We start from the raw sequence: 11,753 nt of genomic DNA, 5'->3' as shown, positions 1-11,753 counted from the left end.
GGTTAATTTGGGAAGATGGTTTCTAAAGGAGAGTTTGTTGGAAGGCCTGAAAGGCCAAAATAACCAAGGGATGGATGCAGTCCATCCCGGTTGAAGCAAAAACTCAAGCATAACCTACCGGGCCTGACGGGCACGGATAGACATCAATATTTAACAATGAAATTCAATCACAAACCGGTCTACACTAATCAGGGATACACAATTTGATAGAAAAAGCTGGAGGAATTGAATAGAAAACTTTAGGTGGTCAGTCCATTTGAACCTTTCAATTGGACAAGCAACTTGCATTTAATCCCTGCTTTTGATTGGGTCCCTATTTTTTCAACTGAGTCCTTCCTTTTCCAACAGTTTTTTCAACAGGTCCAAAATGGTTCCTTTTTTCAGGTGGTATTCAAAATAACCAAATTCTGAGGCATCCCTTCTGATGACCAGAGTCAACATTTTACAAGCCTTGATCTTATTGATTTTGGATAAGGGCCTTACACCGTCCAACATTTCCTTACCTTCCATCCAATCTTCCCAATTGTAACCTACCAGCAGGCCTGATTCAGAGATATAGCGTTTAAGGTCAGTTTTGATACCGTCCATATCCAGGTATTTTTGCAAAGTTCCTTCGGTTAAATGAAGAGGAATTGCTTTTTTCAATTTTTCAATCTGCTCTTCAATTTCTCGCACAAAAGGCATCAGGCCTTGAATGACAAGTCTTCCGTCTTCTCCCTCGAGAAAATACGCTATCTCTTCCAGTGGCGTAAAAACAGGTTTCATTGATTTTTTCAAAAATGGCCTCTAACAAATCTAAAACTTTTGTCGGACAATGTCTGTCATCAATTTTGATTTTGGAGCTTATTTTTTTTGTTTTGGTAAAATTGATTTTTAATTATGAAAACTGCCCCAGCTCCTTTTATCATTTACAAATCTTCAGCAGGTTCGGGTAAAACTTATACCTTAACCATGGAATACCTGAAACTGGCACTTAAATATCCTGATGCATTCAGGTCTATTTTGGCGGTAACTTTTACCAATAAGGCTACTCAGGAAATGAAGGAACGTATCCTAAGGGAGCTGATGAGGATGAGGAATGGGCTGCTAGGCGAACAGACCATGGATAAGGTTTTGATGGACAGTTTGGGTTTGGATGTCCAAGGACTTCAGAATAGGGCCACTGAAACCCTTACTGTTATCCTGCATGACTATGGCCGGTTTGCGGTAAGTACCATTGACAGCTTTTTCCAAAAAGTAGTACGGGCCTTTGCCAGGGAAATGGATCTGAATGCCAAATTTGAAGTGGAAATGGATCAGGATTCGGTTTTGGAAAGGGTAGTGGATAGGGTTGTAGAAAAGGTAATGGAGGATACCTTATTGCATGAATGGCTGGTTGATTATGCAAAGGAAGAAATTGAAAAGGGCAATTCCTGGGATATCCGTAAAAAAATCAAGGATTTAGGTTCAGAGTTGTTTCAGGAGAATTTCAAAAAATTCTCTCCTGAAATCCGTGGATTCCTCAAAGACAGGGAAAACATTTCCAACCTCCATAAATTCGTCAGGGAAAGGAAAGCAGAGCTCATAAAAATAACAAGGTCACTTAAAGAAGAGGCGGACCGCATCCGCATTTCCAATGGATTAGAGTGGACTGATTTTTCCGGTTCCAGTAGGTCCTTTGCCCTAAAATTTGCCAAGTTGGGAGATAGGTTCCAACCCGTACCAGAATTGACTGAGTCGCAGGAATTGCTGGCCTATTCAGAAGAGGGCTGGTATTCCAAGACCAGCAATAAAAAAGAAGCCATCATTGCTGCTTTTCATCAAGGTTTGGGCCATATACTTTTACAAATTCCAGCTTTACTTGTGAAATGGAGGACTTTGGAGGCGATTGCTAAGAACATTTTTGTATTTGGGGTATTTCGAAATCTTTTGGAGGAATTGACAAATATCAAAGAAGAAGAAAATATGTTGCTCATTTCTGATGCCAATGAATTTTTAAAAGAAATCACCAGTGAAAATGATGCTCCTTTTATTTATGAAAAAGTGGGAAACCAATTCAGAAATTACCTGATAGATGAATTTCAGGATACATCAGGATTTCAATGGTCAAGCTTCAAGCCTTTGTTGGAAAACTCCCTATCGCAGGGTAATACCAATTTATTGGTTGGAGATGTCAAACAATCCATTTACCGTTGGAGAGGTGGAGAGATGCGTTTGCTTCTTGAGGAGGTGGAAAATCAAATCGGCAATAGTCAGATTGAAAATAGAAATCTGGATACGAATTACCGTAGCTTACCCAATGTGATTCAATTTAATAATGCTTTGTTTAAAAAACTGCCCAATTCATTTGAGGAAGTTTTGGACCTTTCAAAGCTTGAAGGAGAAGGCCATATTCTTAGCAGGGCATACATGGATGTGATTCAGAAAGTTTCAGAATCCAAGAGGGAAGCTGATTTTAAAGGGAAGGTAAGGTTGGAATTTTTAGAAGAAGACAAGGAGCTGGAAAGTGGAAAATTCAAAAATTTGGTACTTGATAAGCTGCCAGTAATGATCATGAACCTTCAGGATAAAGGGTATTCCTTGAAGGATATTGCTTTTTTGGTTAGGACCAAAGATGAAGGGGAACTCATTGCAGATCACCTAATGGATTTTGGAGCTGCACATGCAAACCTTCCTTATAAATTTGATGTGCTTTCCGATGAATCAATGTTTTTGTACAAATCTGCATCAGTTAAAGCTTTGATAGCGGGATTGAAGTATCTCCAAAGTCCAGATGATATGGTTCAGTTCAAGACCATGTGGTATTATAGGTCACTGCTTCAGAATGAAGAAATTGACCATGATATGTTCGCCTTGGATAAATTACCTGTTTACCTGAAAGACAAAGTGGAAGAATTCAGACAAAATGAGCAAATCCTGCTTCAATTGCCCTTGATGGAAACAGTGGAGGAGCTTATAGGTCTGCTAGGACTTCAGGAGGATAGCTTGGAAAGGGCATATATATCCGGTTTTAAGGAGGCTGTTTATGATTTTTCTTTAAAAAACAGGGCCGACTTGGTGGGTTTTTTGGAGTGGTGGGAAGACCATAAAGACAAGAGGACAGTGAAAATTCCGGAAAACCATAATGCAATGCGGATTTTGACAATCCATAAATCAAAGGGCCTTCAGTTTAAGGTCGTTTTAATGCCTTTCTTGGATTGGAAAATCTTTGATACTTCCAAGAGAAATGTTGTTTGGTCCCCATTTGCAGATAAAGAGCATAATTTTTCTGTAATTATTCCTTTAACTTTAAACAAGGACTTAGGGAAATCAGATTTTAGATCCATCTATGAGGAAGAGAAACTCCTTGCTTATTTGGATTCACTCAATCTGGTTTATGTGGCTTTGACTAGGGCAGAAGAAGTTTTTTGGTCCTTATCCCCTTTTACCGCAAAAAGTACAGAAGGTTCGATTAACCAATTGTCCTACCACCTTCAAATTGTATTGAGTTCTGGCATTGTAGAGGATTCGGGGTTTGATTTTTCTTCATGTTTTGATCAGGAAAAAAAGGTTTTTGATTTTGGGGAATGGCCTGAAAGAGTTGTTTCTAATCCGGATAGAAACAACATTGTTCCGCTTCGATGGGCTTATCAGAATTGGTCTTCATTATTGAAGGTCAAGAAGTATGCTGTGGATTTTTCCCAAGAAGGCCTGATGCAGAGAAGGAGACTGGATTTTGGTTTATTGATACATGAGTTGCTTGAAAAATCTAAGAGTAAGGAAGATGCCAAAAGTCTGCTTCAGGAATTTTATTTTGAGGGAAGATTAGTGAAAGTAGAATTTCTGGAAGTTGAAGCCCAATTGGAAAGACTTTTCGGCCATTCACTCTTTGCTTCGTGGTTTGAAGGCGGCAATATTTTGTTGACTGAGCAAGGGATTTTATTGCCCGGAGGAAAGCAAAAAAGACCAGACAGGATTATTCTCAAAGACAGTGAGGCCGTCGTAGTGGACTTTAAAACAGGTGAGGAGCATGATAGGTATAGAAAACAGGTTTTGGAGTACATGGAACTGGTAAATCAACTTTATAAGAAACCAGTCAAGGGATACCTCTGCTATCTGGAAACTAGCAAGATAGAAAAGGTGCATGAAGGGAAGAATTAGGGAAAGGTGGATTTTGAAAATATTTTAAACGAGAATCAATCATCTAACGGTCAACATTAATCAGGGACATTCAGAAAGAATATGGGATAATGGTGTTTTGTTTGGGGTCTTTTTTATGGGATGGTGTACGTCCGATCAATGGTGTGAAATTTCCGTTGCTATTTCGCTCTACTAAGAGTTAAAATTGACTTCGGAATATGAACAGTAGTTATTGTTTTTTCGATTTCGGTACTCAGATATCCATACTGGTTACTGTTTATAGGATAAATCCATTCGATAATGGGTCAAAAATAATATGGAGTACGCTTATAGCTTTTTTTGAACTAAGAATCAATAGGTTGGATGCTTAAAGGCTTAATTTTTTGGGCGGGAATATGACTATTCATTTACATTATTAGTCAAGCCGGGAATAGGTATCAATTTAATTTACATTTTTGGACTAAAATCCGTGTCTTTAAATACAATTAAATGGATTTTGTGGTCAAAAAAAACATTTTAAAGTAACATATTTTGTATTATGGAAAATTTGAATATTGAAAAAATACCGAGTGTAATAGAAACTAACTCCAGTGATTTGCGATTTGTGGCAGGAGATTTTTTAAGGGGTATTAAAATTATAGAAGGTGGGAAATCTTACATAGTAGGTCAGTTGGCACTTAATGAAGGAATATCCCCCCATAAAAATATAAATGGAGAGCCTGAAGAATTGGATTATCAGTTGTTGGTGAAATCGGCGCTGTTGGTGGGGATCCAAAAAATTGGCAATCCGCTTACAATAACCATGGGATTTCCATTTTCCACATTCCAACTTTATAAAGAGAAGTCCAAAGAATTGTTCTTAAAGAGCCATAATATTGAATTCGATACTGCTCCTTATACAGGTGGAGGTAAGAAAAAATTGGTTGCTGAAGTTGACCAATTAGCTGTAATCCCGGAAGCAATTGGATGTTCACTTGCCCTTAGAAAGCATGAAAATAGGACCGGTAATTTCTTTATTATCAGTTTGGGCTATGGAACATGTGAGGCAATATTCAGTACTGAGGCAGGCTTGGTCCAAAGGTCATCTTTATCAACTTTTGGGATTCGGTATGCTGTAAAACTGATGGAGGCGGAATTAATGAAAACCTATTATTTGGATTTAAAAAATGAACATTATATAGATGCAGCCTTCAAAAATGGATTTATTTTCTTGAATAGGAGAAGGGTAGATCTTACAGATTTGAGAAAATCAGTACTCAAACAATATTATACTGATGTAATTTCTCCAGGATTAAGGAAAGCCTTTGATGACAATGATTTTGCAAGAGCCAACGCGATTTACCTTGCAGGAGGAGGGGCAATGTTTGAACCTTTAATAGATGAATTCAAAGCAGAATTTGAGGGTGTAATTGATATTCAGGTTTCTGATAACGCACCACATCTGGCAGCTATAGGATATTGTTACAACAGTTACCTGCTTAATGGCGGTGATAAAACAAGGGCTATGGGTATGGATATCGGTAATTCATCTACCATAGTTTGTACTTTTAACAATGAAAATATATAGTATATGCATAAGCCTAATAAGAATATTGTCGAGGTCACCATTTTAGCTAGGGAAATGAAATTACGGGGTGATTTACAGACGCTATCAGATATAAGGATTGAAGGAGAAGTTATTGGCTCTGTTATTACTTTGGGCAAAGTAATTATTAGTGAGGACGGAAGTGTTACTGGAGATATTTCCGCTAATTCCTTAGAGATATATGGAAAATGTTTAGGCAATTTAACCATTGATGAACATGTGGTTTTTGGTGGAAAATCCCAGTTTGAGGGAGAAGTATCCAGCAAATCCATTGAAATAATCAAGGGCAGTAAATTTTTGGGAAAAATTAATTCAAATAAAGATTTCGGAAACCTTCATTCCTTCCCAAAGGAGGAAAAGAGGGATCTAGCTCAAGTTGAAAGGATTAAAGTTGCAGACATAAAAAAATTTGATAAGCCAATAGATATAATTTCTGAGGTTGCAAAAAATATCTCATCTAGCAAAAAAAATCCCAATGAATTTAATATTAACCCAACATTAAATGGGTTTTTCTAGGCCCTTAGCTTTATAATCCAATGGTTAAAAAATATTCCTTAACACCCCTTAATTGGTAGAGGAAAGGAATTCCTAAATTAGCCCGTAGTGGCAAGGGACTAAAAAGCCAAAGTTCTAGGCTCTTGGGTTGATAGTGGATTTTAATCCTGTTACAGTAAATGGTTTAATTAATCCCTTCTGTGCCTTTCATACCAACCAGGTCGATTTTGAAATAAGTCATTAAAAATAAAAGGTCATGTCCTTAGACATGACCTTTTATTATTTTCGCTGGAATTCTTTTCCAGTCCTTATGAAAGAGACTGGTTCTCTTTAGATGCCAGTTCCAAGATCAAATCATATTCTTCTGGGGTGAGGTCTTTGAAGAAATAATTAACAGGATTGACATATTTTCCATCTTTCATGACTTCATAATGGATATGTGGGGCTGTAGAAGAACCTGTATTTCCAACCGTTCCAATCTGATCACCTCTTTTTACTTTTTGGCCTTTCTTGACTTTGAAATCATTCATATGGGCGTATCTGGTCACAAAACCAAAACCATGGTCGATTTCAACATATTTTCCATAGCCGCCAAAAACGGTTTTAACATCAATCACTACTCCATCACCTGTAGCGTAAATGGGTGTTCCCTTAGGAGCTGTAAAATCCACCCCGGTATGCATTTTTCTTACTTTGAGTATAGGGTGTACCCTCATTCCAAAACCAGAGGCCAACAAATTGAGTTTTTCATTTAGTATAGGCTGGATGGCAGGGATTGAAGCCCAGTATTCTTCTTTCTTAAGTGCCATTTCTGTAATTTCATCATAACTGATGGACTGCACATACAACTGTCTTTTCAAAGCATCAATTTTTCCGTGCAGGTCGATAATCATTTTTTCCTGATTCAGACCTTTCTCTCGGATGTCGCGGTACCTGTCAGTACCACCAATACCTGCCTGTCGGATTTCAGGAGCAATGGGTTCAGATTCGAAAATTATCCGATACAAATTATCATCTCTTTGCTGTAGATCCGCCAGCATTTGGTTCATTTTACCAACTTCCTGTTGCAGAAATTCATAGTAAATTTTGAGTTCTCTGTTCTCCTTTTGGAGCAGCAATTCTTTTGGATTGTCAAAATAGGCATGAAAGACCAGAATGAAAACAATAGCCAACATGGAAGAAAGAGACAAAAATCCTAAAGCGTTCAGGGTGATGTCCCATTTGCTTCTGACATACCTTTCGTACTTACATGTCTCAGGGTCGTAGTAATATTTTATTCTACTCATTACGATATGAAGGGTAATTCTTCTAATTTTGTAGCCCTTAACAGGCTTTGGGTGATTTCTTTTCGAAGAAAGGCAAAGATAGAAATTAATTTAAATAATCCGAACATTCTCAAAAGCTTACATGGAAGCAAAAAAAATCAGAAGTACTTTTATTGAGTTTTTCCAATCAAAGCAACATCAATTTGTTCCTTCTTCTCCGATAGTGGTCAAGAATGACCCTACCCTGATGTTTACCAACGCTGGAATGAATCAGTTTAAGGATTTCTTCCTGGGTAATGAAACGCCAAAGTTCGCCAGGGTAGCAAATAGTCAAAAATGTCTCAGGGTATCCGGGAAACATAACGATCTTGAAGAAGTGGGAGTAGATACCTACCACCACACCATGTTTGAAATGTTGGGCAACTGGTCCTTTGGTGACTATTTCAAAAAAGAAGCTATAGAATGGGCTTGGGAACTATTGACAGAGGTGTACAAATTACCTAAAGATAGACTTTATGTGTCTGTTTTTGGGGGAGATTCAGGTGATCAACTGGAAAAAGATACCGAGGCTTTTGAGTTTTGGAGCCAAATCGTTCCGGAGAACAGGATCCTTTTTGGAAGTAAAAAGGATAATTTCTGGGAAATGGGGGACACAGGCCCTTGTGGTCCATGTTCGGAAATCCACATTGACCTCCGGTCTGATGAAGAACGCAGGCAGGTGGATGGTTATGACCTTGTCAATAATGACCATCCCCAGGTTATAGAAATTTGGAACCTTGTTTTTATGCAGTTTAACCGCCTAGCTGATGGCAGCTTAAAAGAACTGCCAGCCAAGCATGTGGATACAGGAATGGGTTTTGAGCGTCTTGTAAGGGCCATCCAGAACAAATCTTCCAATTATGATACGGATATTTTTATGCCCTTTATCCAGGCATTGGAAGTGAAATCAGGGAAAACTTATGGCCAGGATGAAAAGATAGATATTGCCATGAGAGTGATTGTAGATCATATCAGGGCGATATCATTTACCATTGCTGATGGCCAACTTCCATCCAACAACAAAGCTGGCTATGTCATCAGGAGGATCCTGAGAAGGGCTGTTCGATATGGCTATACTTTCTTAGGTTTTCAAAAACCTTTTCTTCACGAATTACTTCCATTATTGGCCAAGAATTTTGGGGAAATTTTCCCTGAAGTAGCTGCCCAGCAAGATTTTATTGCCAAGGTAATCATGGAAGAAGAGGCATCATTCCTGAGGACTTTGGACAATGGTTTGAAAAAACTCGATCAGATCAAGGAAGATCTTTCCAGATCCGGAGAAAATGTAATTGATGGAAAGATAGCCTTTGAATTGTACGATACTTATGGATTTCCATTGGACCTAACCTCTTTAATTGCACGGGAAAATGGATATTCGGTGGATGAAAAAGGTTTTGCTGCTGAAATGGAAATCCAGAAAAACAGATCAAGAGCTGCAGCTGAGCAAGAGACCGGAGATTGGGTATTGGTCAATGAGGAGGAAGGCGTTGAATTTGTAGGTTATGATTTCCTCCAAAGTCAGAGCAGAATTATCAAATACAGGCAGATCAAAGATAAAAAAGGTGACCGCTTCCAATTGGTCTTGGATAGAACACCGTTTTATGCAGAAAGTGGCGGTCAGGTTGGTGATCAGGGATGGTTACAAAGCGATGAAGGCAGAATACAAGTATTGGATACAAAAAAAGAAAATGACCTGATAGTCCATTTCGTGGACAAGATTCCAGAAAATCCACAGGCTATTTTCTATGCTCAAGTCAATGAAGAGAAGCGCAGGTTGACAATGAGTAACCATAGTGCGACACATTTGCTTCATGCGGCTTTAAAGGAGGTATTGGGAGACCATGTACAGCAAAAAGGATCTTTGGTGAATGAAGAAATTCTGCGTTTTGATTTTTCCCACTTTGCTAAGATGAGCGAAGAGGAGATAGAAAGAGTGGAACGGATTGTGAATGCCAAAATCAGAGAAAATATTTCTTTGATGGAACAAAGGAATGTGCCTATCGAGGAAGCTAAAAAGCAAGGAGCAACAGCCTTGTTTGGAGAGAAATATGGGGACTTTGTGCGTGTAATCACCTTTGATAACAAATTCTCAGTAGAACTTTGCGGGGGAACCCATGTCCCTGCCACAGGTAATATAGGTTTGTTCAAAATAGTTTCTGAAGGTTCAATATCAGCAGGGGTGAGAAGGATTGAAGCCATTACAGCAAAGGCGGCAGAAGAATATATCCAAAGCAATCTGGATCTTGTGAAAGAAATCCAGGAGCTGTTGAAAAGTCCCAAGGACTTGAAAAAGGCTGTAGAGACTTTACTTAATGAAAGAAATGAGCTCAAAAAAGAAATTGAGGCTTTGCACCTTCAGCAAGCTGGCGCTTTGAAAACTGAGCTGATCCAAAAAGTTAAACCAATCAATGGATTAAATCTGATTATTGAACAGGTAACACTGCCTTCGGCCGATGCACTTAAAAAGCTTGCCTTTGAGTTGAAAAATGAAGTCAATCAGGTACTGGCTATCATAGCTGCAGAAATAGATGGGAAACCACAGATTGCTGTTGTGATCAATGAAGAATTGGTGAGTTCAAAAGGACTGAATGCAGGTATTATGGTAAGAGAACTGGCCAAAGAAATCCAAGGCGGGGGAGGAGGACAACCATTCTTTGCCACCGCGGGGGGAAAAAATCTGGAAGGTTTGCCTCTGGTGATTGAAAAGGCCAAAGCCATGTTTGCCGGCAATTGATAGAATAATGGGTTCAAATTTGGTTTTACCTGAATTTGAACCCATTTTTGGAATCTTAGTAGTAAAAATCGAAGAAATGATTTCCGCAGAGATAAAAAATAAATACGAGTTGGTGGTAGGTCTGGAGGTACACGCCCAATTGCTTACCCAAAGCAAAATGTATACAGCCGACTCCACTGAATTTGGCAATCTGCCCAATACACAGATATCTGTGATCACTTTAGGGCACCCGGGTACACTTCCCAAAGTCAACAGAAAGGCAGTAGAGTATGCCATTAAGATGGGTTTGGCCTGTAATTCCAATATTACAAGGACAAACATTTTTGCCAGAAAAAATTATTTCTATCCGGATCTTCCAAAGGGCTATCAGATTACACAGGACAAAGGACCTATCTGTGTGGGAGGGGAAGTACCGATTACCCTACCCGATGGTACCCAAAAATCCATAGCGCTCACCAGGATACATATGGAAGAAGACGCTGGTAAATCCATGCACTTGGCGGGTGAGGTAGATACTTTAGTAGATTTTAACCGTGCCGGAGTTCCTTTGATAGAGATTGTTTCTGAGCCGGATATCCGCTCTTCTGATGAGGCATATGCCTATTTGGTAGAAATCAAGAAACTGGTCAGGTATTTGGAAATCTGCGATGGAAATATGGAAGAGGGTTCTTTACGCTGTGATGCAAATATCTCCGTAAGACTTAGAGGTGCCAAAGAGTATGGAAAAAAGGTAGAGGTCAAAAATATGAACTCCTTCCGAAATGTATCCAGGGCTATTGAGCATGAATTTGAGCGTCAGATTGAGCTGATTGAAGCCGGAATAGAAATTATTTCTGAGACAAGGACTTTTGATGCTACAACGGGCACCACTTCAGGAATGAGAACCAAGGAAGACCTGAATGATTACAGGTATTTCCCTGAGCCTGATTTAAGTCCAGTTATTGTTTCAGAAGAATGGTTGGCAAGTATACAGGAATCAATGCCTGCACTTCCAAGAGAACTTTACAATAAGTTTATACGTGAATATGGATTGCCAGAATATGATGCAGGCGTATTGACGGATAGCAAAGAAATTGCCCTTTATTTTGAGGAGTTGTGCGGGCTTATCCATAATTACAAAGCAGCATCCAACTGGATGATGGGCCCGGTTAAATCCTATTTGAATGAGCTTACATTACATATTTCAGATTTTCCGATAAGTCCAAGACGCTTAGCTGAACTGATAGAATTGATTGATGAAGGCAAGGTGAGTTTCTCGGCGGCCTCCCAGAAAATCTATCCAATTCTTTTGGAAGATAAGGTTAAGACACCTTTGGAAATTGCCCAGTCTCAAAATCTGATACAGGAAAGTAATGAAGAAAGTATCAAGCCTTTGGTGGAAAGTGTCCTTGCCGAAAATTCAGCCAAAGTGGCAGAATACAGATCGGGTAAAAAAGGTTTGATGGGGATGTTTATGGGGCAAGTGATGAAAAAGTCCCAAGGTAAGGCTGACCCTAAAGTAGCTACAAAAATATTGACTGAATTATTGGAAAACTGA

General features: G+C 39.0%; 7 protein-coding genes. 5 read left to right on the top strand and 2 right to left on the bottom strand.

What is annotated here, in order from left to right:
- Positions 1–321: 321 nt before the first annotated feature.
- Positions 322–765 (bottom strand): DUF6508 domain-containing protein, encoded by a 444-nt coding sequence (locus CLV48_RS04815; RefSeq protein ID WP_106566047.1) that lies wholly within the window; start codon positions 763–765, stop codon positions 322–324.
- Positions 766–879: 114 nt separating this feature from the next.
- On the opposite strand from CLV48_RS04815, the gene CLV48_RS04810 reads away from it, so the two are divergent.
- The 3 genes from CLV48_RS04810 to CLV48_RS04800 all read left to right on the top strand — a co-directional run bounded on the left by CLV48_RS04810 (position 880) and on the right by CLV48_RS04800 (position 6,199).
- The gene (locus CLV48_RS04810) at positions 880–4,119 is read left to right on the top strand and encodes a UvrD-helicase domain-containing protein (RefSeq protein ID WP_106566046.1); all 3,240 of its coding nucleotides are present in this window, start codon (positions 880–882) and stop codon (positions 4,117–4,119) included.
- Between the two features lie 517 nt (positions 4,120–4,636).
- The gene (locus CLV48_RS04805) at positions 4,637–5,665 is read left to right on the top strand and encodes a ParM/StbA family protein (RefSeq protein WP_106566045.1); all 1,029 of its coding nucleotides are present in this window, start codon (positions 4,637–4,639) and stop codon (positions 5,663–5,665) included.
- Between the two features lie 3 nt (positions 5,666–5,668).
- Positions 5,669–6,199 carry a bactofilin family protein gene (locus tag CLV48_RS04800; RefSeq protein ID WP_106566044.1) on the top strand — a complete coding sequence of 177 codons (531 nt, stop codon included), beginning with the start codon at positions 5,669–5,671 and terminating at the stop codon, positions 6,197–6,199.
- A gap of 287 nt (positions 6,200–6,486) precedes the next feature.
- On the opposite strand, the gene CLV48_RS04795 is transcribed toward CLV48_RS04800, so the two are convergent.
- Entirely contained in the window at positions 6,487–7,464 is a 978-nt protein-coding gene (locus CLV48_RS04795; RefSeq protein WP_106566043.1) for a M23 family metallopeptidase, read from the bottom strand.
- Between the two features lie 121 nt (positions 7,465–7,585).
- On the opposite strand from CLV48_RS04795, the gene alaS reads away from it, so the two are divergent.
- Positions 7,586–10,216, top strand: a complete 2,631-nt coding sequence (gene alaS, locus CLV48_RS04790) for an alanine--tRNA ligase (protein ID WP_106566042.1) — start codon at positions 7,586–7,588, stop codon at positions 10,214–10,216.
- Between the two features lie 76 nt (positions 10,217–10,292).
- Positions 10,293–11,753, top strand: coding sequence for an Asp-tRNA(Asn)/Glu-tRNA(Gln) amidotransferase subunit GatB (gene gatB / locus CLV48_RS04785; protein WP_106566150.1), 1,461 nt, complete (start codon positions 10,293–10,295; stop codon positions 11,751–11,753).

The organism is Cecembia rubra, from assembly GCF_003014575.1.
Classification (GTDB): domain Bacteria; phylum Bacteroidota; class Bacteroidia; order Cytophagales; family Cyclobacteriaceae; genus Cecembia_A; species Cecembia_A rubra.
This window is presented reverse-complemented; position numbering and strand designations above follow the sequence as displayed.

Excerpts from the sequence above, each read along its gene's own strand:
- CLV48_RS04815 (WP_106566047.1), bottom strand. The coding sequence starts at position 765 with ATGAAACCTGTTTTTACGCCACTGGAAGAGATAGCGTATTTTCTCGAG.
- CLV48_RS04805 (WP_106566045.1), top strand. The coding sequence starts at position 4,637 with ATGGAAAATTTGAATATTGAAAAAATACCGAGTGTAATAGAAACTAAC.
- gatB (WP_106566150.1), top strand. The coding sequence starts at position 10,293 with ATGATTTCCGCAGAGATAAAAAATAAATACGAGTTGGTGGTAGGTCTG.
- alaS (WP_106566042.1), top strand. The coding sequence starts at position 7,586 with ATGGAAGCAAAAAAAATCAGAAGTACTTTTATTGAGTTTTTCCAATCA.
- CLV48_RS04795 (WP_106566043.1), bottom strand. The coding sequence starts at position 7,464 with ATGAGTAGAATAAAATATTACTACGACCCTGAGACATGTAAGTACGAA.
- CLV48_RS04810 (WP_106566046.1), top strand. The coding sequence starts at position 880 with ATGAAAACTGCCCCAGCTCCTTTTATCATTTACAAATCTTCAGCAGGT.
- CLV48_RS04800 (WP_106566044.1), top strand. The coding sequence starts at position 5,669 with ATGCATAAGCCTAATAAGAATATTGTCGAGGTCACCATTTTAGCTAGG.